This is a genomic window from Gilvimarinus xylanilyticus (genome assembly GCF_024195295.1).
GTDB lineage: Bacteria > Pseudomonadota > Gammaproteobacteria > Pseudomonadales > Cellvibrionaceae > Gilvimarinus > Gilvimarinus xylanilyticus.
Window position 1 is genome coordinate 547,059 of record NZ_JAMFTH010000001.1, and the last position, 26,564, is coordinate 573,622.

Annotated in this window: 22 protein-coding genes; 13 read left to right on the plus strand and 9 right to left on the minus strand. The window is 52.2% G+C overall.

Annotated elements, in window-relative coordinates; translation table 11 throughout:
- Positions 1–115 precede the first annotated feature (115 nt).
- Positions 116–1,009 (plus strand): 3-keto-disaccharide hydrolase, encoded by an 894-nt coding sequence (locus M6D89_RS02310; RefSeq protein WP_253966417.1) that lies wholly within the window; start codon positions 116–118, stop codon positions 1,007–1,009.
- Between the two features lie 21 nt (positions 1,010–1,030).
- Here the strand turns inward: M6D89_RS02310 and M6D89_RS17425 are convergent, their stop codons facing one another.
- From M6D89_RS17425 to M6D89_RS02325, 4 genes are all read right to left on the minus strand, one after another.
- Complete coding sequence (locus M6D89_RS17425; protein ID WP_418930335.1) at positions 1,031–1,363, minus strand: DUF6435 family protein; 333 nt, start codon at positions 1,361–1,363, stop codon at positions 1,031–1,033.
- On the minus strand, positions 1,311–1,688 hold the full coding sequence (locus tag M6D89_RS02315; protein ID WP_253966418.1) for a glutathione S-transferase N-terminal domain-containing protein: 378 nt from the start codon (positions 1,686–1,688) through the stop codon (positions 1,311–1,313). Before M6D89_RS02315 ends, M6D89_RS17425 begins: the two co-directional genes overlap by 53 nt.
- Before the next feature lie 43 nt (positions 1,689–1,731).
- The gene (locus M6D89_RS02320) at positions 1,732–2,904 is read right to left on the minus strand and encodes a CynX/NimT family MFS transporter (protein ID WP_253966419.1); all 1,173 of its coding nucleotides are present in this window, start codon (positions 2,902–2,904) and stop codon (positions 1,732–1,734) included.
- A 253-nt stretch (positions 2,905–3,157) separates the two neighbouring features.
- The gene (locus tag M6D89_RS02325; protein WP_253966420.1) at positions 3,158–3,889 is read right to left on the minus strand and encodes a helix-turn-helix domain-containing protein; all 732 of its coding nucleotides are present in this window, start codon (positions 3,887–3,889) and stop codon (positions 3,158–3,160) included.
- Between the two features lie 129 nt (positions 3,890–4,018).
- Between M6D89_RS02325 and M6D89_RS02330 the strand changes: the two genes are divergently transcribed.
- From M6D89_RS02330 to M6D89_RS02345, 4 genes are all read left to right on the plus strand, one after another.
- Complete coding sequence (locus tag M6D89_RS02330) at positions 4,019–4,357, plus strand: hypothetical protein (protein ID WP_253966421.1); 339 nt, start codon at positions 4,019–4,021, stop codon at positions 4,355–4,357.
- Position 4,358: 1 nt separating this feature from the next.
- Positions 4,359–5,171, plus strand: a complete 813-nt coding sequence (locus tag M6D89_RS02335) for a DUF2145 domain-containing protein (RefSeq protein ID WP_253966422.1) — start codon at positions 4,359–4,361, stop codon at positions 5,169–5,171.
- A 250-nt stretch (positions 5,172–5,421) separates the two neighbouring features.
- On the plus strand, positions 5,422–5,880 hold the full coding sequence (locus M6D89_RS02340) for a hypothetical protein (protein WP_253966423.1): 459 nt from the start codon (positions 5,422–5,424) through the stop codon (positions 5,878–5,880).
- A 180-nt stretch (positions 5,881–6,060) separates the two neighbouring features.
- Positions 6,061–7,089 (plus strand): cupin-like domain-containing protein, encoded by a 1,029-nt coding sequence (locus M6D89_RS02345; RefSeq protein WP_253966424.1) that lies wholly within the window; start codon positions 6,061–6,063, stop codon positions 7,087–7,089.
- A 221-nt stretch (positions 7,090–7,310) separates the two neighbouring features.
- On the opposite strand, the gene M6D89_RS02350 is transcribed toward M6D89_RS02345, so the two are convergent.
- Complete coding sequence (locus M6D89_RS02350; RefSeq protein WP_253966425.1) at positions 7,311–7,478, minus strand: hypothetical protein; 168 nt, start codon at positions 7,476–7,478, stop codon at positions 7,311–7,313.
- A 414-nt stretch (positions 7,479–7,892) separates the two neighbouring features.
- On the opposite strand from M6D89_RS02350, the gene M6D89_RS02355 reads away from it, so the two are divergent.
- Complete coding sequence (locus tag M6D89_RS02355; protein WP_253966426.1) at positions 7,893–8,690, plus strand: transglutaminase-like domain-containing protein; 798 nt, start codon at positions 7,893–7,895, stop codon at positions 8,688–8,690.
- Between the two features lie 78 nt (positions 8,691–8,768).
- Here the strand turns inward: M6D89_RS02355 and M6D89_RS02360 are convergent, their stop codons facing one another.
- Positions 8,769–10,043, minus strand: coding sequence for an O-acetylhomoserine aminocarboxypropyltransferase/cysteine synthase family protein (locus M6D89_RS02360; RefSeq protein WP_253966427.1), 1,275 nt, complete (start codon positions 10,041–10,043; stop codon positions 8,769–8,771).
- Between the two features lie 116 nt (positions 10,044–10,159).
- Between M6D89_RS02360 and M6D89_RS02365 the strand changes: the two genes are divergently transcribed.
- The gene (locus M6D89_RS02365; protein WP_253966428.1) at positions 10,160–11,197 is read left to right on the plus strand and encodes a hypothetical protein; all 1,038 of its coding nucleotides are present in this window, start codon (positions 10,160–10,162) and stop codon (positions 11,195–11,197) included.
- On the opposite strand, the gene M6D89_RS02370 is transcribed toward M6D89_RS02365, so the two are convergent.
- From M6D89_RS02370 to M6D89_RS02380, 3 genes are all read right to left on the minus strand, one after another.
- On the minus strand, positions 11,194–12,555 hold the full coding sequence (locus M6D89_RS02370) for a DUF1501 domain-containing protein (RefSeq protein WP_253966429.1): 1,362 nt from the start codon (positions 12,553–12,555) through the stop codon (positions 11,194–11,196). The two genes, M6D89_RS02365 and M6D89_RS02370, sit on opposite strands and share 4 nt — an antisense overlap.
- Positions 12,556–12,568: 13 nt before the next feature.
- Entirely contained in the window at positions 12,569–14,482 is a 1,914-nt protein-coding gene (locus M6D89_RS02375; protein WP_253966430.1) for a DUF1800 domain-containing protein, read from the minus strand.
- Between the two features lie 475 nt (positions 14,483–14,957).
- On the minus strand, positions 14,958–15,995 hold the full coding sequence (locus tag M6D89_RS02380; protein WP_253966431.1) for a DUF2235 domain-containing protein: 1,038 nt from the start codon (positions 15,993–15,995) through the stop codon (positions 14,958–14,960).
- A gap of 364 nt (positions 15,996–16,359) precedes the next feature.
- Between M6D89_RS02380 and M6D89_RS17345 the strand changes: the two genes are divergently transcribed.
- The 6 genes from M6D89_RS17345 (at position 16,360) to M6D89_RS02410 (ending at position 26,548) form a co-directional block, all read left to right on the plus strand.
- Entirely contained in the window at positions 16,360–18,327 is a 1,968-nt protein-coding gene (locus M6D89_RS17345) for a SpoIIE family protein phosphatase (protein ID WP_253966432.1), read from the plus strand.
- Between the two features lie 61 nt (positions 18,328–18,388).
- Complete coding sequence (locus tag M6D89_RS02390; protein WP_253966433.1) at positions 18,389–18,736, plus strand: ATP-binding protein; 348 nt, start codon at positions 18,389–18,391, stop codon at positions 18,734–18,736.
- A gap of 14 nt (positions 18,737–18,750) precedes the next feature.
- A complete protein-coding gene (locus M6D89_RS02395; RefSeq protein WP_253966434.1) occupies positions 18,751–19,116 on the plus strand; it encodes an STAS domain-containing protein in 366 nt (121 codons plus the stop codon).
- A gap of 1,114 nt (positions 19,117–20,230) precedes the next feature.
- Positions 20,231–23,413, plus strand: a complete 3,183-nt coding sequence (locus M6D89_RS02400) for a TonB-dependent receptor (protein ID WP_253966435.1) — start codon at positions 20,231–20,233, stop codon at positions 23,411–23,413.
- A gap of 96 nt (positions 23,414–23,509) precedes the next feature.
- Entirely contained in the window at positions 23,510–25,042 is a 1,533-nt protein-coding gene (locus tag M6D89_RS02405) for a tryptophan halogenase family protein (RefSeq protein ID WP_253966436.1), read from the plus strand.
- 24 nt (positions 25,043–25,066) lie between these two features.
- On the plus strand, positions 25,067–26,548 hold the full coding sequence (locus M6D89_RS02410) for a tryptophan halogenase family protein (protein ID WP_253966437.1): 1,482 nt from the start codon (positions 25,067–25,069) through the stop codon (positions 26,546–26,548).
- Positions 26,549–26,564 lie beyond the last annotated feature (16 nt).

Below are 26,564 nucleotides of genomic sequence, written 5' to 3' on the forward strand. Positions count from 1 at the left end.
TTTTTAGTCACCATGCAGCCAGCTTGTGAATACGGGTTGCAGGTAGTCGCCAGCGGCTGAAGTTTCGAATATGATGTTTGCCTTGTAATAATTCGAATCATTTAAAGGTCAATTTATGTTGGTGAAGGTAAAGGTTTGCTTGGCGGGGTTGGGCTTGTTGGTGTCGGCGGGGTTATCACCTTTGGCACAGGCCGAGAAGTGGCAGCCGTTGCTGGATTCTGAGCTAAGCCAATGGCGAACCTACTTGGGGTTTCCCAATCCACAAACGTCCGTGTCTGGGCTGAAACGAGCCGAAAGCGGAGAGTACCAGGAGCCTGTGGGTTATGATCGTGATGAATGGAATGTATTCAGTATAAGTACTGAAAGCGGAGAGCCTGTGTTGCGTATCTCAGGCGAGATATACGGCGGAATCTTTACCGAACGCGAGTTCGAAAATTATCACCTGCGCTTGCAGGTAAAGTGGGGCGAGAAAAAGTGGCCGCCCCGCGAGAATTTACCCTTGGATACGGGAATCTTGTATCACGGTACCGGTGAGCATGGTGTGGATTATTGGCGCGCATGGCCCCTATCGCAGGAGTTTCAGATCGTCGAGCAGGGGGTGGATGGCCTTACCGGTGACTGGTGGAAAATTGCCTACTCACAAATTGACATTCGCTGCGCTTACGATGATGAGGACGACATCCATCGCTACAGTCCAGAGGTTCCGTTAAAAACTTTCGGGGGTAACGACGGCCCTATTACTTGCCGCGCTAGTCATAACAACGAAAAACCCACCGGCGAGTGGAATACCCTGGAGTTGATTAGCTATCAGGGTGACAGTTTGCATATAGTCAATGGCGAGGTGGTGATGGCACTGAGCGGATCAGCTTATCCAACCGACTCAGGCACCAAACCCCTAACCCGTGGTCAGATTGTGTTGCAGAGTGAAGCTGGCGAGGTCTACTTCCGCCGAATAGAGCTTAAATCTATTGACTCGCTTGACGAGTCTTATCGTCACTACTTTCATTAAACGTTTTAGCGTTGTGGCACTTTAAGTGCTGGACTTAGATGCGGCTTCTATCTCGGTTCTGATTTTCTCGGCTTTTTCAGTGAGCAAAGAACAAGTTTTTATATCGCCATTGCGTTGGGCGTGCATGGCTTTTTCGGGGACTTTTCCACCTGGGGCCGATTTAATCAAAGCCGCCGAGGGGCGTTGTATCAAGCGAAAGACCGGCGGCGCAACACCGCGGTGGTGGTCACCGCACTTGATGCTTGGGGCTGGCTGCGGAGATTTCCTCCGGTCTTGCCGCGTATAGTGGGTTCTGGCGGCTTCAGGCTGCGCCGAAGCGCCGCTCAAGATACTGAATAATATCGCCGGATTCATACATCCAGGTGGTCGTGCCGTTTTCGTCGATACGCAGGCAGGGCACTTTTACGCGGCCTCCGCCTTGCTGCAACTCGGTGCGGTGGTGATTACCGGCCTGGGCGTTGCGAGTTTCCATAGGCAAGTTTAAGCGGTGCAACGCACGGCGGGTTTTAATGCAAAACGGACAGGCAAAAAACTGATACAAGGCAAAATTTTGTAACTCGTTTTCTACCGCCGTTTGGGACTCGGGGGTGCGTTTAAGTTTGCGGGGTCGCGTGATCCAGCTGATAAAGGCGATAATGCCGCCCAGGCCTTCGCGTAACAGTTTTACTAAAAATTTCATAAACCTTTCCGTTTCCAAATTGTGTTATTGCGCTGGGCTGAGGTTAATGCTCCAGCACATGACGTCTGCGCCCGGCGCCCAACCCGGCCAGAATGGCGACTGCGCCCACCACCCCGAGAAATACACCGGTAACCTCCCAGCCGTGAAAAACGTCGTGCAGTATACCGGTTATTAACGGGCCAAAGGCGGCCAGAGTGTAACCCACCCCCTGGGCCATACCCGACAGGCGCGCGGCGGTCGCCGGGTCACGCGAGCGCAACGCCAGCAGGGTAAGAGCCATGGCAAAGGTACCCCCTTGCCCCAGGCCTAAAATCACCACCCACAGCCACAGGGTGTTGGCCGGAGCATAAATACAGCCGCCAATACCGATTAACGTCAGGCTCATCACCAAAGTCACCATAAAGCGTTCGTCTCGCATCCGCGTGGCCAGCCAGGGCGCGGTAATGGCCGTGACGATCTGGCTCATAATTGAGGTAGACAGCGCGAGACCGGCTTCTACCGGTGTGAGGCCCCGATCCTGCAAAATAGTGGGTAACCAGCCAAACACGGCATAGGCCAGCGATGACTGCAGGCCCATGTACAAAGTTACCTGCCAGGCCAGGGGGTCGGTAAGCAAAGAGCGAGGAGTGTGAGGGCGCGCGGCGGGTTTATGTGTCTCGCCCGACTGATGCCACCACACCAGGCCCGCGGTTAAGGCAGGAAGGCACCAAAAGGCCAGAGCGGGCGACCAATTTTCATTAAACGCAAGGCGCAGAGGCTCCGTGGCCCCGGCGGCCAGGGCCGCTCCCAGGCACATAATGGCGGTGTACAAACCGGTGGTTAAGCTGGTCGCTTGAGGAAAGTCGCGCTTGACGATTCCGGGCAGTAAAACCCCCATCACCCCGATGCAGGCGCCGGCTAAGGCGGTGCCAATAAACAAACCCGCGGTGCCGCTAAAGGGCCGAATGGCCAATGATGCAGCCAACAGCAGCACCGCCAGTAAAACGGTACGCTCCATTCCCATACGGCGAGCACTTAACGGCGCCAGGGGTGCGCTTAAGCCTAAAAACAATACAGGTAAGGTCGTCAAAATACCCTGTTGAGCCGCCGATAGCTGCATGACTTCACCGATGTTACGCAGAACCGGGGAAATACTGGTCAGGGCGGGGCGCAGGTTCATCGCGACCAGCAGTATCCCGATTAAGGTTAGAAGGTTGCGGCGTAAGGATGGTGACATAGTCGGTAAGCGCCAGGTTGAGGTAATCAAAGGCTGTGCCGGGTAAGCCGACGCGGGCATTATATCCCCCGACTGTTATGGAGCAACCGCCTTTGCGCTTCTTATTAACTAGGCCATTAAGATGCTCGCCCTGTAAAGTCGGCGGAACCTGCGAAATCCCTTGATTTTACAGGGCCTGCGCTCGCCTTCGGCGGCGCATCCTGCACCGCTATCCACCCATGACGACTTAGAACAAAGTTGCTGCTAAGTGAACTCAGCGTCGCATGGCTTGAAAGATCGACAGCTCCCAGGGTCGCATGGCCATTAACAGGCCCATGTGAGTGCGTTGGTCTAAGGGGAGGCGGGCGTCGGCGGCGTTGAGCTCTTCGGCCTCGCGGGTTAGCTGTTCCAGGCGCCTTTGCAGGTGGTGAATAGACGCGGCTGAGTATGAGCCGCGCAGATAAAAGCGAAAGCTTTCGGGTTCGGCGAAGCTGCCCTGTAAAAAACCGCTTATCACATCCCGGGCAATAAACTGCTCCAGCGGACCATCGGGGCTCCAGCGAACATTCTGCGAAATTAGCACCTTAAATTTATTGCCCGGCAGTAGCTGCAAAAGCTTTAACCGATCCAGGCGCGCCAGTAATTGAATGCATTCGTGCTCGTCTATTTGGTAATGGGTGATGATGTCCTCATAGCTCCAGCCATCGCGAATACATACCGCCGCCAGGCAAAGTTTGGGGTCGTCCACCAGCTGTTGCTCTTGCTCTAAAGTCAGCTGGGTCACGCTGCGCTCATCGGGGTCGGCCAGACTGAAAAACTCGGCCAGGGATAACTCCAGTTGTTGGCATACCGCTTCCAGGCGGTGTAGGGATAAGCTTTGCTGAGAAAACATACGTTTGACGTTGGCTTCGCTCATTTGCAGCGAATCGGCCAGTTGCCGGTAGGTGATGCCACGCTCGCGCAGCAGGCGTTTTAAGGTCTGGCAAAGGTGGGGAATCTGGCTCAAGTCTATTATTCCTATACGTAGGGTTGACTTAAAAGCGACATTAACAGTTTTGGTTTACATAATCTATCCCTTATCCATAATCGCACTTGCTGGTTTCAGCAACATAAGCATCAACAAAGGAATTTGATTATGAACAAGCAAAGTATGCAAATCGGTGTTTTGATCTTGAGTGCGGCTATGGCTTTACCGGCCTGTGCGGCCTCCAACAATGCCAGTCAGGCGAGTAAGCATTCAACTTTGGCTGCCGGGCATTCGGTGGTGGCGGGCACAAAGGTCGTCAGTGGGGCGGTAGCGGCGCCCTTGGTGATAACCGGAAAAATTGGCGAGGCCGCCGGTAAGGCCGGTGATGCGATGATGGATTACGCCTTGACCGATGAGCCTTTGGAGGTCTCCGAAGAAACCATTGTGGCGCAACCCGACCCCGCGCCTCGGCAAATGAAAAGCGTACGCGAGCAGGGAGGTATTTAATATGAAGCAGTTAGCCGCAACCGTGCTGGTTATGTGCCTTGCGGCTCTGCCTACCCGCCTGTGGGCGGGTAGTGCCAGCGCCGAAGACAATGTATTCGCCCCCGAGCAAATTACTCAGTTCGCTAAAAGCGTAGAAAAGTACGCTGCGCAGAAAGGTGCTCGCGCCTTTATTATCGGCCGGGTAGGGCGCCCCGAGGATCAGTTACCCGAGGGCATCGCTTTTACCCACACAGCGGTGGCTGTTTACTCTAAGGTGACCAGTGATAACGGCGATACCTTAAAAGGCTATGCCATTTACAATTTGTATCAAAAAGAGGATCAGGTCGAGCGCAGTGAAGTGGTGCAGGATTATCCGGTGGATTTCTTCTGGTCCGCCAAGGCGCTGAAAGCGGGGGTCATTATTCCCACCCCGAAAATGCAGCGCGCATTGATTGAGCTAATTGCCCGGGGGGACCATCTGCCGCTGCACAATCCGAATTATTCGGCTATTGCCAACCCGTTCAACAGTCGCTATCAAAATTGCACTGAATACACTCTGGATATAGTGAACGCGGCGATCTACGGTACTGTGGACAGCGCGCGTTTAAAGGCTAACGCCCGGGCTCATTTTACCCCCACACCCGTTAAAGAAAGTCCCGCTAAAATTCTGCTGGGTAGTGTGTTGATGAAAGACGTTTCGAGGGACGATCACAAAGGCCCCATTGCAACCACAACTTTCACATCGATTGCTCAGTACTTGCAGGAGAATCACTTGCTGGTAGAAGCCAGTGTGCTTAAAGCCGGTGCTCGCCAAGCGTCACCACTGTTGCTCTAATAGACATGAATTACCCTGGGCGGGCTAGTCTCCCGTCCATTCTTAATAGCACAGACACAACTCGAGAGCCTGCAAATCGAGTTCTTAGCTCCTCAAGATGCATAGATTTTATTGCGTGTTACCTCTATACAGGCTGCACAAAAAATATTCACTTTTCAGCGGGTGAAATTATCCGTTTAGTCATGCGCTGTTTTTTGCCGCTAATATTTTGTAGTATTTGCGGGTGACTGTAACTTGAGAGCTTAACCCCATGCATCCACTGTTTATTCGCACGGTTTCTACCATTCATCGGCCTCTGGTGGATGACGCTCAGGAAGTGGGGACCCGTTACGCACTTTGTCCACGGGCTGATATCGCCTTGTTAATCAATGGAAAGTCTAATTTTCGAGTCTGTTCCTTTGATGGGATTAACGGCCATGTGGAGTTTTCTGGTGACTGGGCTGAATTTCGGGCAAGCTTTGGCGACGAATTTATCGACATCAATATTGTGTCGGATGAGGGGGATCCCCCAGGTGTTGAGGCGGCGGTACGGATTGATACCATTTGCAAGGTTGTTTTTATCGAGAATGACCGTTTTGCAACTCTGCATTTATCCGATGAGCTAGCCTGCTCGGGTATGTACGGTATTTTACCCGGTCGCCCCAGTCAGGTACGTATTGATTTGGGCTCGTATAAAGTGCTGGAGGAGGTGTTGGCGGGTTGGCACTGATCGCTATTGCGCCTGTTCGTAACCGGTTCGAGCCTCTGGCTGACAATGCAGAGCCTTTTCGAGTCTGATGGCGGCCGGAGCGATTAAACAAAACCTTACAGTGCTCTTCACCGCTTCGCTTGGATGACTGAGGTTAAAGGCCTACACTCCGGGTTGATTTCTCTGAATAATACAACGCTTATGTCGTCTGCCCCACCTGTTCGCGAGTTCTATAATATTAGTCGTCGCGATTTTGAAACGGAGATAGCCCCCTCGTATCAGCCTGCAGTGCTGCGCGGTTTGGTGCGACAGTGGCCCGCGGTGAAGGCCGCCGAGCAATCGCGGGATGCACTGCTGCAGTACTTGCAGCGCTATGCGAGTAATAACCCCGTCAGTTTGTTTGTAGGTGCGCCCGACATTAAGCGCCGATATTTTTATCGCGACGATATGCAAGGCTTTAACTTTGAGCAATTGCAGGGCCCGTTTGGCGCGGCCATGGGCAAGCTGATTAGCACTATCGGTCATGCAGGTGCGCCTTCAATGTACATGGGGGCCACCCCTATTCCGAATGTCTTGCCCGGATTTGAGCGGGAGAATAGTCTCGATATTGTCAGCCCCAGTGTCGTACCCAATATTTGGATTGGCAGTGCGGCTACCATTAGCACTCATTTCGATACTTCAGAGAATATCGCCTGTGCGGTGACGGGGAAACGGCGGTTTACCCTTTTCCCGCCCGAGCAAGTGCGCAACTTGTATATCGGGCCTTTGGATAATACTCCCGCTGGACAGCCGGTGAGTATGGTGGATTTGAACGATCCTGACTTAGAACGTTACCCGCGTTTTGCAGAGGCATTACAGCATGCTGTGGTGGCCGAGCTGGAGCCTGGGGATGCGCTTTATATCCCGCCTCTGTGGTGGCATAACGTAGATTCTTTTGGCGAATTTAATATCTTAGTGAATTACTGGTGGGAGGATCTAACTCCCCTTACAGGCTCGCCGTTTGATAGCTTGGTTCACGCGATTCTCGGGGTGTCACACTTACCGCTTGCGCAAAGACGGGCCTGGCGCGCGTTTTTCGATCACTATGTGTTCGGTGAGGATCATCCAGCCGAGCACCTTGCCCCCGAGCATCGCGGTATTCTGGGGGAGCTTACCCCGTCAATGAGTCAAGAGATAAAAACCTACCTTAAGCACGCCTTGCCATCGGATGATAAGCCCCGAGATCCCTAACGCACACGCTTTTGCCAGTATTTAGCTGGCTTAGCGTTGTTTAGCTTTCCCCTGTATGCTGTAACGGAATTTATTCACTCGGCCATTTATATCGTCGGGTCCATTGCGGTGCATGGATTTACCGCCGCCGTCGCTCAGACGGTCGCGAGCCGTTTAAATACCAGCCAGTCCGCGCACTTGCGCCAGTATTAAAGGGCGACAATAAAGTCGATTGGGACGATCTACTTTATTGCTAGGTTGATGCGGTGCATGGAAGCACCGCCGCCGGCGTTCAGTCGGTCGCGAGCCGTTGAAATACCAGCCAGTCCGCGTACTTGCGCCAGTATTTTAAGGGCGACAATAAAGTTGATCAGGACGATCTGCTTTATTGCTAGGTTGATGCGGTGCATGGAAGCACCGCCGCCGGCGTTCAGCCGGTCGCGAGCCGTTGAAATACCAGCCAGTCCGCGTACTTGCGCCAGTATTTTAAGGGCGACAATAAAGTCGATTGGGACGGTCTACTTTATTGCTAGGTTGATGCGGTGCATGGAAGCACCGCCGCCGGCGTTCAGCCGGTCGCGAGCCGTTGAAATACCAGCCAGTCCGCGTACTTGCGCCAGTATTTTAAGGGCGACAATAAAGTCGATTGGGACGGTCTACTTTATTGCTAGGTTGATGCGGTGCATGGAAGCACCGCCGCCGGCGTTCAGCCGGTCGCGAGCCGTTGAAATACCAGCCAGTCCGCGCACTTGCGCCAGTATTTTAAGGGCGACAATAAAGTCGATCAGGACGATCTACTTTATTGCTAGGTTAAAGGAGCTGCTATGTGGTTACGCGCCAGTTGTGAGTTGCAATTCGAAATTACCGTACCAACCCCGCTTATTTTGATGCTGCGCCCGCGCAGTGGGGCCCAGCAGTGGATCGCTCGGGAGGAATACGCCTTTTCGCCGCGCTTGCATGTCGAGGAGTTCAGTGACCTGTATGGAAATTTGTGTCAGCGCCTGGTCGCCCCGGTGGGGGCGTTTTCCATTCGCACCCAGGTGGAGGTGCTAACCGCCGATTACGTGGATCGCTGTCCGGGGGCGGAGTTTATTGAAATTCAGAACCTGCCTCAGGGGGTGCTTAATTTTCTGCTGCCCAGTCGCTACTGTGAATCGGAGCAGTTTAATCACATGGCGTTAGAGATAACCGCCGGGCAAAAACTGGGTTACGATCAGGTGGCGTGTATTGAAAACTGGTTGCGTAACAATATTCTTTATCAGCCCGGCAGCGGGGATTTACCGGTGTCCGCCGTGGGGGTGAATGCGCGTCAAGTAGGCGTGTGTCGCGATCTGGCGCATTTAGGGATTGCCCTGTGCCGAGCGCTAAGCATTCCTGCGCGCTTGGTCGTGGGGTATTTAGAAGGGCTGGAACCCATGGATATGCACGCCTGGTTTGAAGCCTATGTGGGTGGGCGGTGGTACACTTTTGATGCCACACCGACCGCATCGCCCGGCGCTTACATTGCCATTGGTTACGGTCGCGATGCCGCCGATGTGGCGGTATGCAATCAGTTTGGTCCGCCTGCTTCACCTTTAAAGCAAGTCGTGAAAGTCGAGCAGTTTTTCCCTAAAGACGCTTAATCGCCTGTTAGACTCAAAGCACGGGCCGCGACAGTCAGATGATTGTCACCGGCCCGCTGTTTTGATCCTTGAAGATTTCTAGCCGACCTTTTCCAGAGCCTGATCAATATCGGCGAGAATATCATCGATATGCTCAATTCCCACCGACAGACGCACCAGATCCTCCGATACCCCAGCGGATTTTAGTTCTGCTTCGTTTAACTGCCTGTGTGTCGTGGTGGCTGGATGGCAGGCGAGGGATTTGGCATCGCCTATATTCACCAGGCGTAATATCATTTGCAGCGCGTCGATAAATTGTGCCCCTGCGTCTTTACCCCCTTCAATGCCAAAGCTGAGAATCCCCGAGGCTTTACCCTGGGTGATTTTCTGGCTCAGGGCCCGATAGGGGCTGTCGGGTAAGGCGGCATAGTTAACCCAGGTAACTTTAGGGTGATTTTGTAAATGCTGTGCCACGGCCAATGCATTTTCGCAGTGTCTTTCCATACGAAGGCCCAGAGTCTCCAAGCCCTGCATAATCAAAAACGCGCTGTGAGGCGCCAGTGCCGAACCCGTATTGCGCAGTGGGACCACCCGGCAGCGACCGATATAGGCGGCCTCACCCAGCGCTTCCGTGTAAATCACGTTATGGTAAGAGGGGTCGGGTTCATTAAGCATGCGGTAGCGCGCTTTGTGTTTTACCCAATCAAATTTCCCTGAATCTACGATAGCGCCCCCCACGGTGGTGCCGTGGCCGCCAATGTATTTAGTGAGTGAGTGCACCACAATGTCGGCGCCATATTCGAAAGGTTTGCACAAAAACGGAGTGGCTACCGTGTTGTCGACAATTAAGACAATGCCATGTTTGTGAGCGATATCGGCCAGCGCTTGCAAATCCACAATATTACCCGCCGGGTTGCCGATGGATTCGCAAAAAAGTGCTTTGGTCTTGTCGTCAATCAGGCTTTCCAACTTTTCCAGATCGTCAAACGATGCCATACGCACATCAATACCCTGGCGCGGAAAGCTGTGGGCAAACAAATTATACGTGCCGCCATACAATTGGCTGGTGCTGACGATATTGTCGCCTGCTTCGGCAATGCACTGAATAGAGTAGGTAATAGCGGCCATGCCCGAGGCCAGTGTCAGGGCGCCAATACCGCCTTCCATGGCCGCGATGCGCTCTTCTAAAACGGCGTTAGTCGGGTTCATAATGCGGGTATAGATATTACCCGCCACTTTTAAATCAAATAAGTCCGCACCGTGTTGGGTGTCGTCAAAAGTGTAAGAGGTGGTTTGGTAAATTGGAGCGGTAGCAGCTTTAGTGGTAGGCTCAGATTCGTAACCACAGTGCAAAGCGAGGGATTCTAGTTTCATGGGAATCTCCGTTATTAGTGAGGGCGTTCAAGAATGTAGCACATATCGCGCTTAATACTTACTAAACCGCTGATTCAATAATAATGAGTGTTTCGATAATCGTGTGAAGGATGACAATGCGTTTGAGCCATAAGCTGTTGTTAGGTGGGGCAGTTATAATACTGCTGCTTTACGGTGTGTACGAGGTAGTGCTCACCCCCGCCGATCAGAATTTCTCGACATCGACACCCGCAAACGTTGAGGTAGAGACCTCAAGCGAAAGAAAACGGGTAAAAGCTTCCTCGAGCGCTCCAGAGCCCGCGACTGAGCAGAGCAGGGCGCATCGTCAGTCTCGCGGGCATGATATCGCGGTGGAGAAGGATGAGCTTATTCAATATCTGCAAGATTCCGCCAACCCAGATGAAGAGTTGTTGTTGCTGGCTATGACCGGGCAAGGCAGTGCTAACGATGAGGCCCGCTTGCGTGATCTTGTGCACTACACCTCGGAAAAAGCCATGGCGATGTTTTTATTGGCTCAGTTTCGGGTAGATGGAGAGCGTGTGGCGACCACCGAAGATTTGGAGGGGTTAAAGACGCTAGCACCTGACAATGCCGTGGTGGATGATCTCTTGGCCGAGCACGCCTATCGCGAGGGTAATACCGCCAAGGCGCTGGAGCATTTTCAAAACGCTGGGCAGGCCACGCAAAACAATGCCTACCAAGCTAAATACTTGGATTTAATTGGCGACGTTTATTTGAGGCGCAATGGTTATCTGACGGTGACGGAGTACGTGGATATAGTTGGGTTTCGTGCGGCGCAGCCTGTGCCCAACTTGGGGTTTGTTGGTGAGGTGTGTCGCGAAAACGTCGATAACAACGCTTGGCAAAGCGCCTGTAGCGCCCGTGGGAATGTTATGTTCAACCACGGCGAAACTCTGTTAGATCGCGCCGTGGGCGCTCGGTTAGTCACAAGTTACGGGCAGGGAAAAACCGACCGTTACCGCGATAATATCAAACAAAACGAGACGACGCTTTCGGCGTTAAGCGAACAGCTGGAAAGCAAAATCACCACATCAGGTACGATGATTGACCGAGCCGTCTGGCAAGAATACATCTCGATCTACGAGCGAGAGGGGGAGCTGGCGGCACTGCAATATTTAGTGAATGCGCTCTAGTTGTCAATGAACCCCAGATCGACAGTGCTAAAATTTTTCAGATTGGGAAAGGTACTGGCAAAGTCGGCTGTCGGCAAGCCAAACCAGCTTGCCAGAGTTGCACCGTATTGGTCCACGCTGGTAGTTGGGATAATACGCCCCTCGCCAATATCGTCGCTGCTGTCCAGTGCCAGTGAGGGTAGCTGGCCGTAGATGTTTCCGCCTTTTACCGCGCCGCCCATAATAAGCTGGTGTCCACCCCATGCGTGATCGGTGCCATCGCCATTGCTGGTCAGGGTGCGCCCAAAATCCGATAAGGTGAAGGTGGTGATTTTATCGGCCAAACCCAATTCATGGGTGGCCTGGTTAAACGCCGACAGAGCCTGGGAGAGTTGCGCGAAAAGCGCGGGCTGGCGGTTATTCTGGTCGCCGTGAGTGTCAAAGTCCCCCATGCCCACAAAATATATTTGCCGCTTTACGTTCAGGGCTTCGCGTGCCGAGATAAGACGCGCGACCATCGATAGATCCGTGCCCAGCTTGTCGCCGGGAAAAACCGTTTGCAGGGGCGGTTGTTCATCAAGGGCGGCTTTAACCTCACCGGAAAGCGCCCAGGCCCGCTCCTGCACGGCCGCGTATTCGCGTTGCAAGACATGCTGATCTGCACTTTGCATAAGCGCCCGAAAAACCTGAGCGCGGGTGGCGTCGGCTGTGTCTCCCGAACTATCAAAGTGTTTTAACCGTTCAACCCCATAACCGCTTACCGAGTAGGGAACCACCTTAGTCCCGGTTTGAAAAATATTGCTGCCGCTAAGAGAGATATTCATTGACAGCTGCTGGTTAATGTTCAGCGAACCCATAATATCCGCAGCCCGCCCGGCCCACCCAGTGGTGGCGGTGTCGCGGTTGAGCGCCTGCACAAAGTTTTGTTGATCATTGTGCGAAAACAGCTGCGGTGGTAAGCGCGAGCGATTGTTTTGATAATCTGGTTTGCTCACAGGTTCGATTAACGCACCAGTGTTTGCTAAAACGGCGAGCTTCCCCGTGTTATAAAGGGTACTCACATCAGTCATTGCGGGATGAAAACCATAGGCGTGGCCGCCACGGTTCATGGGTAATAAGTCCGACTTTGCGACGGCCAGGTTTTGACGTACGTCTTGATAGGTGCTGTACCCCGAGCCATCAGCGGGAATAATCATATTGTAGGAATCGTTACCCCCGTATAGGAACACACACACCAGTGCTCTGTAATCATCGGTAGGGGTAGTTTGCGCTATGGCCAGTTGCATGCGCGCGCTAAGAGCGGCAAAGCTGGCACTGCCCAGACAGGCGGCGAGACTGTTGCGTAGGAAGCGTCGGCGGTTGTGGTTAAAGCTTTTCATAGGCGGAATCGAATTAACGTTGAACAGCAAAGTAGGGCGAGGCGGAAATTAAGCTAGCTGCCTCAAACACACGCACGCGTTTACTGTGCTCGCTGTTAACGCTGTAGTCTAACGAGTCTATATGATTAACGAGCAATTGCCGGGCGTCGTCACTCAGTTGTCCGGCGGTTAACAGTAAATCCAGTCGGTCGATTAGCGCGGTGGAATCGCCGGCAATGGTTTTTTCTTTGGTCATGTCGACAGCGGGTGGGTAAATATCCCAGTCGAAATTCGCGGTTTGCTCTTGCACGTAATCGGCATCGGCGTCGCGCCAAAAAATGGCGTCGGTCAGGGCATTGGTTTTGGCAATCATCACGCTTTCGGTGTGTAATTGGAGTTCGGGCGAGGTTAACCCCTGCTGTGCGATCGGGCCCGGTTGAGCATAGTTGGGCCGATAAAAGTTAAACACCGAAAACGATCCATAGGGGCGTTGACCCAAGGCTCTGTCAGAGCCGCGGTAGCGGATTCTTTTACCGACAACCTGAGTGCCGTCTTGGTTTAGCACGTTAACGCCTTGCGCTTTAAAAACTCGCCATAAATGGGCCATTTGCAATACAGGTTCGCGCACCTTGCCAAAGGTGTCGGGGTTGTTGTTATGGCCACGCCTGGCCTCGGGGTCGGTGAGTAAAGTACGAATAACCGCCTGTAAATCGCCGCGTACGCCAAAACCATTATCGTTAAATACCTGAGCAACCCGCTCGACATACTCTAGACTGGGGTTACTGGTGACCAAGCGCTGAATAAGTTGTTTGCTAATAAATGGCGCGACATTGGGGTGGTAAAACAGATTGTCGAGAGCATCGCTAAGATCTTGTTCGGCGCTTTGCCCGGCGGGTAAAGTCTGGGCATTTAGCAGGGTTTTCTCGCCGGTGTCGTGAATGCTCTGATAGGCCTTCATCGGTAGCGTTTCGCCCACAGCGTCACTGGTCCATTCCCACCAGCGATTGGTGGTAGCAAAGTTCCAGCCAGTAAACACCCGGGCAAAGGCTTTGATCGTGTCTTGATCGTAGGTGGGAATAGGGTCGCCGTAGGCGTCCTCTTTGACGCTGCCGTCAAGATTAAGTTGAACCAGCCCAATACTAAACAGCTGCATAACTTCACGCGCATAGTTCTCATCGGGTCGGATGTTGCGTTCAGGGTCGGCCTTTTCATTGCGTACCATGCTTAGGTATTCCCCCATCATGGGGTGCAGGGTGACGGCCTCAAGCAGATCGCGGTAGTTGCCAAACGCATGCCGTGCAAGGGTGTCGTGGTAATCGGCGACACCTCGGGTGTCGTTGTAAAGGACATCGGAAACATTTGAGATAACAAAAATTTGGCTGAGTGCGAACGCGATCCGCTGACGCAGCTGATCGTCCCCGCGCAGGGTCAATTCCCACCAGACGTCGCTGCGTTGCAGGTCGCGGTAATAACCGTCGGCACCGTCGATTTCAGGTTCGGGGCTCACATTCCACCCCAATTGCCGAAAGCGCTGGTCCAACTGCCCCAGATGATCGCTCGCCGGAAGGTTAAGTTGTTCCTGAAGCCAGGCTTGCTCGCCTTTGTTCATTACCTTCAAAATGCTTTGTTCGGTGGGGCCGTAGCTGGTTTGCATTAAGAACCGTGCGGCTTGGGTTGCCCGCTCCCAGCTGGGGTCCCCCTTTCTCGGTAGATCAGTATACTGAGGTTCGGGTTCGGGTTCGGGTTCGGGTTCGGGTTCGGGTTCGGGTTCAGGCGGGCTAGATGAGGCCTGACTACTTGTTGCGGCACTGCTTTGCACGCTGCTGGCTTGACTGCTGATGGGGTTGTTGGTCTCGGGTGTTGTCGCGCCGCCGCCTCCACCGCAACCACCCAAGACCAGATATAACAGGGTGCTGAAAGCTGTAAGGCGTAACTTGGGCGTGTTCAATCTAGAGTAATTGCAGGGCATAGCTGTTTTATAGTTTTTGGGTGCTGGCACCACTTTGCCAGTATCGGCATCGTTTGGCCAACACCTTTACACTAAGGAGCCTCTGATCAAGTCCCCAGTGGTCTCTGCGCGAGTCAAAACGTTCACTCCTTCGCCGGAAAATGCTCCTGCCTTTCGGGCATTCGGGCAATCCATTGCCCTTGGCGCGCTTCGCAGGCAATGGCCATAGTCCTTGGCAAGAAGTGCAAGCCTTCCGCGTCCTGCTCACGGCCCTTACCTACATCCGTGTAGGCAACACAGCGGATGGACGTTTTGGCCGCGCCCTTCGGGGCTTACAGAGCTTTCCGATCTCTGTGTTGGCTCACCTCACCGGGCCGTCAGCCCGCTTTCAGTTCGCCGCCTTGATCTCGAAAAGCTCTGTAAGCCAGAGGTCACTGGCGACTTAATCAGAGGCTCCCTGACTCGAGTTTAAACTTTAGTCAGTTAACGCCAAATTGTCCCAGCCTACCTCATTAACTAATGCGCGTAGCGCTGGCGGACGGTAATTTTCGTCGCTCTGGTAGCGCTGCTTTACGCTCATGTGGATATGGGTGGGTTTTCCCGGTATTTGTAGCGGCCGATGCAAAGGCTTTTTAAGGCGATACACATGCTTGCGCGAGCGATGCAATTTGGCTTTAGCAGCGGCCGCCATATCGGTGCGAATATGCGACTCGGTTGCGAGTCCGGCTGTGTGGGCCTGCTCTAAAAGCCAGTGCAGAGGCGTATCCGACGCTCGCAGACCGGTTTTCGCATCCGGCGGGTAGGAGCCGCCTACATCCGCGTGGCTGCCTGTAAACCAAACCTGTTTTAAATCAACTTCCGGGCGGGGCAGCCAGACAGTAGGTTCAAAATCTTGGCGCTGTTCGTCAATGGCCAGGGCGTGGCGGGCGACGCGCACATTGGGGCCCATCTTGGTATCGTAAAATTCATCGTGCTGTTCCAGAAGACCCATCAGACTAAATGGAATGCCTAGCGCGCCTACGGTGTCCCATACGCCAATAAACTCGACCCGGCGCGAGCGGTGGCTATACGCCTGACGAAAAGCTCTTGCCGCATTACCGTCGGGGTGGTTTTTGTCTGCCGGGCTTTTGTATATTTGCCAGGTCTTTGCGATTAGATTTGCGTGGGGGCGCCGCACAATACCGCAGTTGTTAATCAGTCCGCTCAGCGCCCGCACTGTGTAGGCGCCGCGACTAAAACCAAAAAGAAAAATTTTGTCCCCTGCACCGTAATTTTGAACAATGTAGCGATAGCCATCCATAATGTTCTTGTGAATGCCGCAGCCGGTCGCCCCGGCGCTAAGGCTGTTGTGGTAGGAGCCAAGGCCCCAATCGTAAAACACGTGCTGGCGTTGCCCCTGAAAGGCGGGGGTGATCGCGCGCGCAAGCTGTAGAACATTGGTGGGAAAATCCCTGGCGATGTCTTCCTCGGGCCGATTCCAGGTGCCGTCGGCGCAGATGACAATGTTGGCCATGTTCTCCTCCGCTTGATTAGGGGCGTATGGTGCACCGAGATAGCATAGTCCCGCTTCTCGAGTACTGCCATAGTTGGTCGATAGCAGCGATGCGGTCGCGCGGGTAGCCGTTTTCTTTAGCGAGCGGCCGGTTTTCGAGAACTGCGAGGCTAGCGATGTATTGACGATCCGCTATATAGCTACTATGCCTCGTTTTTTGCCGGAATCATGTTTCCGTTTACATCAAGCGGCGGCTGTGTCATTGTCAATTTGATGGCGTTAATTTGCCTCATAATGAGCCATCAAAACTTTTACTTCCTCTGCCTGCTAACACCTAGGCCACAGTGTTGGTGGATAGCCATGAAGCTTTTAGAGATATAAGCCTGTGATAAACCATGCCATTCGCCTATCTATTCGCACTAAAATTGCTATAGGTAGTTTGGTGATTGTTTTATTGGTGTGGGGGCTGCTGGCTGTCGTTAGCTACAGCGCGACCAACACGTTATTGAAGGTCGTTAGTCAGGCTTTGTTTTCCTCGGCCAGCAAAGAGATATCGCTTGAGGTAGAGTCCACTTATCGCCCTGTGCTGCAGATGACGGCTTTATTAGCAGACAGTCGGTTAGCCCAGGGGAGGGATTTTGAGTCTCACATACAGAGCTTGCCTATCATTACTGAATTACTGGCCCAACATCCCCAAGCGGTTGCGATAATGGTGGGGCTGGATAATAGCGATTACTTTAGTGTCAGACAGTTGCGCCGCGCTGATGTACGCGAGAGTTTGGATGCGCCTCCTGATGCTCACTATGCGATTGATTATATGGCAGGGGACCGGGCCCAAGCGCCTTTGCGGCAATTCTACCGACAGGATCTTTCCCTAATCTCGCAAATAAACGTCGAAGATACGGGGTTTGATCCCACCCAAAGACCCTGGTTTCAAGACGCGATGCGGGTGAATACAGCGGTAACCACTGAGCCTTACTTTTTTTATTTTCTGCAGACCATGGGCGTTACGGTTGCCAAAAGGGCTGGCAATAGGCGCTCGGTGGTGGCCACGGATATCACACTAGATGACATATCACGCTACCTGGGACAGCAGCGGGTGACCCCGGGGACTGAGATACTGCTGCATCGCGAAGATCAGATGGTGGCTTCTTCTTTGGCGAAAATTTCAGAAAATGGTATGTCCAAACAACTAGGTGATGTAAAGGGCACTGTTTTTGAAACCTTGGTACACGGCACGCCAGCCCCTAAGCGGTTAATCCACCGGCAGAAGGTTCCCTTGGGGTCCAATAATAGTGTGGAATTAATGATCTCGGTGCCCGAGAATGAATTGTTGGCAGAGTTCAGACAGCTTCGCGACCGGGTTCTATGGTGGTCTTTGGGGTTGCTGATTCTGCTGGTGCCTTTGGCCTGGTGGTGGGCCACAGGTATATCGCGGCCTATTCGGCGCCTATCCGACGCGGTCACGAATGTCGATCAGGCCGATTTTGTCATGAATTTACCCGCTGTGCGTAATAAAGATGAGGTGGGGGTACTAACCCACGCACTTGAGCGAATGAGTGACTCTCTGCAGCGCTATATCGCTGAGTTGGCAAGCGCTACAGCGGCACGGCAAAAACTAGAGAGCGAGCTGGATATTGCCCGCCGAATTCAAATGGACTTAGTCCCGGGCGGTGGTGAACTCGCAGTCAATGTCGGCGAAGATAGTCTCTATGCCTGCCTTAAGCCGGCCCGCGCGGTAGGGGGCGATCTTTATGAAATGCTGGCACTTGACGATGGACGTTACTTCGTGGCGGTGGGCGATGTCTCCGATAAAGGAATGCCTGCGGCTTTATTTATGTCCCGTGCCGTGGCTCTCGCTAAAATGCTGGCCCCCCGGGCCGACTCCCCAGCTACTCTTCTGGCTGAGCTTAACCACGAGTTGGTTAAAGGCAATGATTCATGCATGTTTATCACCTTGATTTGTGGTTTTTACGCCCCCAAAACAGGCGAGCTTATATTCTCCAGTGCCGGACACAATCCGCCGGTTCTAATTCGGAATAATAATGCTCAGTTTGTCGAACTGGATTCGGGTACGGCCGTTGGGGTGTTTGAGGGGATAGATTACTTCAATCAGCGGTTATTATTGAGTTCGGGAGACCAGTTGTGTGTCTATACCGACGGCATTACCGAGGCCTTTAACGCCCAGCGTGAAGAGTTTTCCGAACGTCGCCTGATCAGCACCTTAAACAGCGATGCGCCCAATTCCACAGTCAAGGATCGTGGTGAGCATGTGTTAGAGGCCGTGCACGCCTTTGCTGCAGGAGAAGCGCAGTCCGATGATATTACCCTAATGATTTTGGGCAAGCGTTAGTATGCAAGATAAGCGGCTAAACTTTAGGTTATTGAGCGCGGCCGATTTGGATGGCTTCGGCATGCGTGTCCAACTTTTTTTACACAATCATGGATTGCCCGACACTATTCAGTCGGACATTATGGTTATAATCGACGAGCTGCTGAGTAATCTTCTCAAGTATGGCGGTGGCCACTTTTTGGATGTCAGGCTTGAGTGTCGGCACAAGCTGCTCGTTCTTCTCTGTCTGGACGACGGTGCCGCCTTTAACCCTTTGGCGAGCAAGCGCCCCGATTTAGATCTTCCGATGGAGGAGCGGGAAATTGGCGGCTTAGGCATTGAGTTGGTTATGGGGCTTACCGAGACGCAGCACTATTGGCGAGAAAATGGCTATAACCATATCGAATTAACCTTACCCTTACCGCAGTAAAACTGGATAAGCATATGGCGTTAGAAATTAAAACACTGGAAGCCACGGATAGCTCGCTAAAATTGGCCTTACAGGGCTCACTGGACAGCGAAACCTATCCGACCCTAGAGGAGACGTTGCAGAGTCAAATGGGGCCCGAGACCGAATTGGTGGCATTCGATTTAAAAGAACTCAGCTTTATCAGCTCGGCGGGGCTTCGGGTCTTTTTTGCCACCGTTAAAAAGCTCAAGGCGCGCGGTGGCAAGGTAGCGGTTTCCAATATGCAGCCTGGGGTCAAAAAAGTGTTTGAAATCGTCAAAGCTCTGCCAGATTTGAGTGTTTTTGCCAGTGTTTCCGAGCTAGATGATTATCTTGCTAACTTTCAGCGCAAAGCGGAATAGACGGGGCAGGTTGGTGTTTTGCCGATACGCTCATCCTTGATCATAGCCTTTCGTTTTTAACGCTACATTTCCTTATTTGCTCCCCGTGAAATCGCTGGCGCTCAGGTTGCGTCAGCGTTAATCGCTCTGGTTTGAGTCTTCTGGTCGCTCCAAAAGTGGCACAGCGGTTTTGTTCCGGCTTTCTCCCCAGTCCTTTACCGATCCTCTTTTGAGTTCGCTCGATGGTGCGGGCCTTTGAGGCGCCTTTGTTGGCACTCCAAAAAACGCTGGGGGAGTAAAGAAGGGGAATGGAAAAACATCTACCTAATGGTTTGTTTGACTATATATTTGGGCGCAAATTCGTCTAAAAAATAGTCAAAATTGGCTTTTAAATCAACAGAGTTGACACCGCTGTCATTTGTGTAATCGGTTACTTTATGGTTGTGGATGTTCTTTGTGTTTCGCGGTTCTCCCGAAGGCTAGAGTATTCGGGGGGTGTGGCCGGGGAGGAGAAATAAAGGTGGGTAATAGGAGGTCTAGAATTGTTTTGATAGCGTTAACATTAAAAAAATTAACAAAAGTTTTTAGTGCCACAAAAGTGCTAAGGGTCACGTGTTTCCGTGATGATAGCGCAATCATGGTTTTTCATCTTGTGATGGCGTAATAATCTTTATAAGACTTCATTATTTTTTTTAAAAAAGTATAAAAAACAGAGGCTTGTGATTATTTTAATGGAGCGTGATAAGACTTATATCCATTTTTACCTTAAGTTAAAATTAACATAAAGTTTTCCAGCTCAGTCAGGTCGTTTTCTGTTCACGCTTACCGCTGCCAATTTCCCGTTAAGGTTAACACCCGAAAAGGTAACCGGTTACATTTGGAGGGCAAATATTTTGGCTATTGAATAGCGTTTTAGGTTGCCGTAAATTCTTCTTCCAGCCAGCTTTACGACCTGCAAAGAAATTTCAATAAACGGGCGTAAAGGTAAGACAAATCTTTGGCAATAAGAAAATCACTGACGCGAAAAGTTCGTTTGTGTAGAGCGAAAGCTTGATGCGTGCAATGCCCAAATTTTGTGCGTAACAAGTGGTAATACAGATAAAAATCTTCCTGATGATAATAAAAGGAGAGCTCCATGTATAAGCAGTCAACTTTTAAGAAAAAGCTTATTGCTTCGGCAGTTGCTTCCAGTGCGTTAATGGGTATGGGCCAGATGGTTCACGCTCAGGAGCAGCTGGAAGAGGTCGTGGTTACTGGTATTCGCGCATCTTTGGATCGCGCTATGGATATCAAGCGTGACACCACCGGTGTGGTGGATGCTATTTCCGCTGAAGACATTGGTAAAATGCCCGACGCTAACCTAGCCGAATCGCTGCAGCGTATTGCCGGTGTATCGATTACGCGTACTAATGGCGAGGGTGCAAGGGTAACTGTGCGCGGTATTGATCCGGCTATGAATATGGTCACCTTAAACGGTCGTAATATGCCGGCAGTTACCAACGATGGCGGTGCGGGCGATCGTTCTAGCCGCGCCTTTGACTTTGCTTCGCTGGCCGCTGAAAGTGTAAGTGGGGTAGAAATCTATAAAACCTCGCGCGCCGACTTTTCGGGCGGTGGCTTGGGCGCAACCATTAATCTAAACACCGTTCGGCCCCTGGATGTAGGTGACATTAAAGCCTCGGCGGCGGTTAAGGCGGTGCACGACACCACCATTAACCGTGGTGGGGATGGTCGCGAAGTGACCCCTGAACTGTCGGGCATTTTTTCTTGGGCAAATGATGAAAACACCTTTGGTGTTGCGCTGAGTGCCGCCTATCAGGAGCGCGATAACGTGCGCTCTAATGCTTTTGTGAACAACTGGCAGTTACGTGAAGTGGGCGCCGATGGCAGCCACGCTGATACCCCTGAAGATGCCGTGATAACCAATCCGTTGTCTCCGGGTGATATGTATGCCATTCCTACCGATTTGCGTTTTGCCTTGGAAGATAATCATCGCGAGCGCACCAATGGCCAGCTGACCATGCAGTTCCGTCCGGTGGAGACTCTTACTGCCACAGTTGATTACACCTATACCGAATACGATTTGGAAGCGACTCGCGCGCAGCAGTCGACTTGGTATAACGAAAGTGCTATTTCGGCCATGACTTTTGACCAGGGCGCTGAAATTGCTACACCTGTTATCTACGCTGAAACCTATGATGTGCAGGCGGGCAAAGATGTTTCTTTTGCTCAGCAAGACTACCGCGGCACTAGTAAAATGGAGTCTGCCGGTATTAACCTGGAATGGGATGTGACCGACCAGTTTAGTCTGGCGTTGGATTACCACGACTCTACCGCGCGCAATCACACCGACCAGACCGAGCTGGGGTTGAACGCAAACGTGGTAACTTCAGAGTACTCAGATTGGCGAACCGATCTGCCAGTTATGGGTATTACGTTTGATGATTCGCGGGAGGATAAAGGGAACAATAATGGTGTTCTCGATGGCGGCGATGTCAGCTCTGCCATGGGTGCCGCGCGCTGGGATCGTACCGAAACCAATATCCAGCAGCTGAAAGTTGATGGTGATTTGGACTTGGGCGGTTTTGCATTTTTTGAGGCCTTTGACATTTCTTTCGGCGTTGAGGATCGTAAAGATACCAACCAAACCGTGGTAAATACAGGTGAGACTCCGCGTGTGACCATGGGTAACTGGGGCGGTGTTGACCCCGATGTGTTTGGCAGCGACTGGGCCTCATACTTCTCGCCCCGCGATTTCGGGGAAGGCTTTCCAAGCTTTGATGGCGCTACCAGTGATCCAATGTTCTTGGATTATGGTGTGGATGGCGATTTCCATTCTATTAAACGTGCCATTGAGACCGCTTACGCCAACGCCCAGACGCGTATTCGCATTAATGGCGATGATCCTACCACCGTTGACGATCCATCTACGCCCGATGAAGTAGAAAATGTCGAAAGCTATTATTGGGTTACTGCGCTGGACGCTGACGGCGAGCACTGGAAAAATCGTGACACCCAGCTCACTCCCGATAACTTCAACAATTTCCCCAATGGCAAGGTTGAGCCCACCAACGTAGTTGCTACCGACCGGACTATTGTTGAAGAGGTCCAGGCTGCCTACGTTCAGTTCCACGGTGGTTTTGATTTGGGAGGCTTGGAGTCAAACCTGGTAGTAGGTCTGCGCTACGAGGAAACTGATTTGACCTCAATGGCGGTGGTTACTTCGCCCGTCAATCAAAGCTGGGATGGCGATAACGATTGGTCGTTGATTTACGGTTCGGGTTTACCTGTCACTCTGAACGCAAGCAATAGCTATGATAACTTCTTGCCCAATGTCGATTTTGATATCACTTTGATGCAGGATCTGAAGTTGCGCGCTTCTTATAATGTGACAATTGCGCGTCCTTCGTACAATAATCTGAGAGTGGCTGAAACCATCGACAACCAGTACTTGAAGCAGGCTGGCGGCGGTAACCCTGGTTTGACTCCTCTGGAGTCGGAAAATATAGACCTTTCGGTGGAATGGTACTACGGCGATTCCAGCTACATGTCGGTTGCGGTATTCCAAAAAGAAGTGTCTGACTTTATCGGTACCACTGTGGTGCAGGACGAGGTCTTTGGCCTGCGTGACCCGCGTATGGGCGAACGCTTTGAGCAGGCGATTGCAGACATTGAAGAGCTCCGTGCTGCCGGTGAAATTAATCGCGATGGCAACTTATGGAACCCCAACAGCGAAGCGCATCAGCACGATATGATGCTGCGAAACGAAGGCTTGGATCCTAACGACGAGTCTACTTCTATTCTGGCCAATAGCACTGACCCGGTGCAGATGTGGAATAAATCTATTCCCAGCAACTTCCAGGATGACACCATTACCGGTGCCGAGTTGTCGGTTCAGCATTTCTTTGGCGAGAGTGGTTTTGGGGTTCAGGCTAACTACACCATGGTCGATTCTGATCTGGAAGTAAGTAATACCAGCCAGGTCGAGCAGTTTGCCATGTTGGGTGTGAGTGATACGTCGAACTTGGCGCTGATTTACGATAAAGATCGTTTCCGCGCTCGAGTGACTTATAACTGGCGTGACAAGTACCTGACCAGCCTGGCCCAGGGTGGTAACAATGCCCCGGGTTATGTGGATGAGTATTCGCAAATCGACTTTAGCTTGGGTTACGACATCACCGATAACTTTACCGTTACCGCGGAAGGTTTGAACGTGACTGGCGAAGATTCTCGCCTGTATGGCCGCTCTGAGCGCCAGATGTTTAGCTTGGAAGACCTGGGTGCACGCTACGCTTTGGGTGCGCGTTACACCTTCTAAGCTGATATAGCTTTATCTCTCTTAAGCCGCTGGAAACAGCGGCTTTTTTTATGGGAGAATGATCTGTAAAACCTCGTTACCTGGCGTATTAGCAGTATGAATAAAAAAATAGTAATAGTGGGTGGCGGAACGGCGGGTTGGTTAACCGCTGCCGTTCTGGCTGCAGAGTTTACCGCCGGGGTTGAAATTACCCTTATAGAGTCGCCGGAGGTAAGCCCTATCGGGGTGGGTGAGGGAACCTGGCCGACCATGCGCTCGACCTTAAAACGCATTGGTATTCGCGAGACTGAGTTTTTACGCGCGTGCTCGGCGTCTTTTAAGCAAGGCTCTAAGTTTGTCGGATGGCGCAATGGCGCAAGCGACGATTTTTACTATCATCCGTTTACGCTGCCCGCTTCTTTTAGTGATGTTGACTATCATCGTTTGTGGCAGGAGGGTGCCGAGCCTGCTTATGACCGGGTGGCCGGTATTCAATCGCGCCTGTGCGAAATGGCCAAGGCTCCTAAAACCATCACCGTCCCCGAGTATGCCGGCGCCTTAAATTACGGTTACCACTTAGACGCCGGAAAGTTCAGTGAGCTGCTGCAATCTCATTGCACAAACCGGTTGTCGGTCGAGCATATTGTTGACCATGTGGATAGGGTTAATCTGGCAAATAGCGGCGACATCGAGTCTGTGGTGACAAAAGAGTGTGGCGAAATTGCTGGGGACCTGTTTATCGATTGCAGTGGGAGCAAAAGCCTGTTGTTGGGTGAGACGCTGGGCGTTGGGTTTGTTCCATGTGGTCAATATTCAATGAACGACCGCGCCCTGGCGGTGCAGGTAGGCTACCCAAGCGCTGATGCTGAGGTTGCCAGCGCGACTATAGGTACCGCCCAAGAGGCTGGCTGGACGTGGGATATTGGGCTCAGCTCACGCCGTGGCGTGGGATATGTATACTCCAGTGCCCACACAAGCGAAGAGCAGGCTGAGCGCTGTTTAAAGCGTTATTTGCGAGAGACAGCGCCCCATCTAAAGGAGGCGGAAATCGAGCCCAGAGCATTGCGCTTTAATCCCGGTTATCGCGAGAAGTTTTGGCACAAGAACTGTGTTGCGGTGGGTATGGCCGCAGGGTTTATCGAACCCTTAGAAGCCTCGGCACTGGCGTTGGTCGAGTTATCAGCGGCGATGATCCGCGACGAGCTGCCGTCTGACCGCCTTGAAATGGAGGTTGTGGCAAAGCGCTTTAATCAAATCTTTTCTTATCGTTGGCAGCGAATTATTGAGTTTCTAAAGCTTCATTATGTATTGTCTGAGCGCCGCGATACTCAATATTGGCACGATGCGGTCGCGAAAGAATCTACGCCCCAAACTTTGTTGGACAGTTTAACAATCTGGCAAAGCCGATCGCCGTACTCGCGCGATTTTCTTCACACCGAAGAGCTTTTCCCAGCGCCTAGTTACGCCTATGTTTTGTATGGCATGGGCTTTGGCAAGTGCGCTTCGGGTATTACGCGGACGCGAGATGAAGCGCGTGTACAGCAGGTGTTGGCACAAGAGCAAAAGAAGCTCCACAATTATATGCAGGCTATACCAGGCAATCGCGAATTGTTAGATGCGGTGTCTCAGTATGGGTTAAGCCTGGTGTAAAGCTGGTCGTCGCAGGAGTGAGTCATGAGCGAGCAAGCTATTAAACGAGTTGTTGTTGCCGGAGGGGGGACGGCAGGCTGGATGACGGCCTGTGCTTTGGTCTCTCAATTGGGGCATTACCTGGATGTGGTGTTGGTAGAGTCCGAAGATATTCCCACCGTAGGTGTTGGTGAGGCAACCATCCCTACCATGCAGTCGTTTCATTTGTTGTTGCAGCTGCAAGAACAGGAGTTTATGCGTGAAACCAATGCTACCTTTAAACTAGGGATTGAGTTTGCAAACTGGGGCCGTCAGGGCCACAGCTATTTCCACTCGTTTGGTGAGACCGGAAAGGAATTTTGGGCCGGGCAGTTTCAGCACTTTTGGTTGCGCGAGTGTCAGTCCGGCGGACAGTATTCTTACGCAGACTATTCACCCGAAACCCAGGCGGCAAAAGCGGGTAAGTTTGCTATTACTAAAAATCCCCGCTTGGGTTTTGCCTATCATCTGGATGCCGGGTTGTACGCCAAATATTTACGCCGCGTTAGCGAGAGCCGCGGAGTGACCCGGATTGAGGGAAAAATTGACGCTGTTCAGCTTAACCCTCAAAGCGGCGCTATCGATGCACTGCAAATGGCTGATGGGCAAAAAATAGCAGGGGATTTATTTGTCGACTGTACCGGGTTTCGTGGTTTGCTGATCGAGCGTGCTCTGCACGCAGGCTACGATGACTGGTCGCATTACTTTTTGTGCGATAGCGCCGTTGCCGTGCAGACTTCATCTGCGGAGAATCTTACGCCCTACACACGCTCTATTGCTCGAGAAAGTGGTTGGCAGTGGCGTATTCCTTTACAAAACCGTGTGGGTAACGGTTTTGTCTATGCCTCCGGTGCCATTGATGATGATCGCGCCACGCAAACGCTTTTAGATAACGTCAGTGGCGATACCCTGACCGACGCCAAGCTAATTAAGTTTCGCCCAGGTAAGCGACGACGCAGCTGGGTAAAAAACTGTGTCGCTCTGGGGCTTGCCAGCGGTTTTATCGAGCCTTTGGAGTCAACCAGCATTCACTTGGTTTCATCGGCAGTTATTCGCTTAATGCGGATGCTGCCTTTGGGGCAATTTCGCGATTGTGATATCCAAGAGTTTAATCGGGCAACGGATTGCGAGTTAGCTTCGGTTAGGGATTTTGTGCTCTTGCATTATAAACAGACAGAGCGTGAGGACTCGGATTTTTGGCGTTATTGCCGGTCAATGGATGTGCCCGAATCGCTTCAAACGCGGTTGGACATATACCGAGATTCGGGACGTATTTATTGGCAGCCTGACGAGTTGTTCACGGTAAACTCATGGAACCAGGTGATGTTGGGCCAGGGCGTTATGCCCAGGCATTATCATCCCGCAGCGGATATCATGTCGGAATCGCAATTTGTCACACAAATGACGCAGCTGCGAGAGGGAATCGACGCTATGGTGAAAAAAATGCCATCGCACGGTGAATTTATACGCGCCTATTGTCAGAGATGATAAATAGGTACTGCTA

Excerpts from the sequence above, each read along its gene's own strand:
- M6D89_RS02310 (WP_253966417.1), top strand. The coding sequence starts at position 116 with ATGTTGGTGAAGGTAAAGGTTTGCTTGGCGGGGTTGGGCTTGTTGGTG.
- M6D89_RS17425 (WP_418930335.1), bottom strand. The coding sequence starts at position 1,363 with ATGAATCCGGCGATATTATTCAGTATCTTGAGCGGCGCTTCGGCGCAG.
- M6D89_RS02315 (WP_253966418.1), bottom strand. The coding sequence starts at position 1,688 with ATGAAATTTTTAGTAAAACTGTTACGCGAAGGCCTGGGCGGCATTATC.
- M6D89_RS02320 (WP_253966419.1), bottom strand. The coding sequence starts at position 2,904 with ATGTCACCATCCTTACGCCGCAACCTTCTAACCTTAATCGGGATACTG.
- M6D89_RS02330 (WP_253966421.1), top strand. The coding sequence starts at position 4,019 with ATGAACAAGCAAAGTATGCAAATCGGTGTTTTGATCTTGAGTGCGGCT.
- M6D89_RS02335 (WP_253966422.1), top strand. The coding sequence starts at position 4,359 with ATGAAGCAGTTAGCCGCAACCGTGCTGGTTATGTGCCTTGCGGCTCTG.
- M6D89_RS02340 (WP_253966423.1), top strand. The coding sequence starts at position 5,422 with ATGCATCCACTGTTTATTCGCACGGTTTCTACCATTCATCGGCCTCTG.
- M6D89_RS02345 (WP_253966424.1), top strand. The coding sequence starts at position 6,061 with ATGTCGTCTGCCCCACCTGTTCGCGAGTTCTATAATATTAGTCGTCGC.
- M6D89_RS02350 (WP_253966425.1), bottom strand. The coding sequence starts at position 7,478 with ATGCACCGCATCAACCTAGCAATAAAGCAGATCGTCCTGATCAACTTT.
- M6D89_RS02355 (WP_253966426.1), top strand. The coding sequence starts at position 7,893 with ATGTGGTTACGCGCCAGTTGTGAGTTGCAATTCGAAATTACCGTACCA.
- M6D89_RS02360 (WP_253966427.1), bottom strand. The coding sequence starts at position 10,043 with ATGAAACTAGAATCCCTCGCTTTGCACTGTGGTTACGAATCTGAGCCT.
- M6D89_RS02365 (WP_253966428.1), top strand. The coding sequence starts at position 10,160 with ATGCGTTTGAGCCATAAGCTGTTGTTAGGTGGGGCAGTTATAATACTG.
- M6D89_RS02370 (WP_253966429.1), bottom strand. The coding sequence starts at position 12,555 with ATGAAAAGCTTTAACCACAACCGCCGACGCTTCCTACGCAACAGTCTC.
- M6D89_RS02380 (WP_253966431.1), bottom strand. The coding sequence starts at position 15,995 with ATGGCCAACATTGTCATCTGCGCCGACGGCACCTGGAATCGGCCCGAG.
- M6D89_RS02390 (WP_253966433.1), top strand. The coding sequence starts at position 18,389 with ATGCGTGTCCAACTTTTTTTACACAATCATGGATTGCCCGACACTATT.
- M6D89_RS02395 (WP_253966434.1), top strand. The coding sequence starts at position 18,751 with ATGGCGTTAGAAATTAAAACACTGGAAGCCACGGATAGCTCGCTAAAA.
- M6D89_RS02400 (WP_253966435.1), top strand. The coding sequence starts at position 20,231 with ATGTATAAGCAGTCAACTTTTAAGAAAAAGCTTATTGCTTCGGCAGTT.
- M6D89_RS02405 (WP_253966436.1), top strand. The coding sequence starts at position 23,510 with ATGAATAAAAAAATAGTAATAGTGGGTGGCGGAACGGCGGGTTGGTTA.
- M6D89_RS02410 (WP_253966437.1), top strand. The coding sequence starts at position 25,067 with ATGAGCGAGCAAGCTATTAAACGAGTTGTTGTTGCCGGAGGGGGGACG.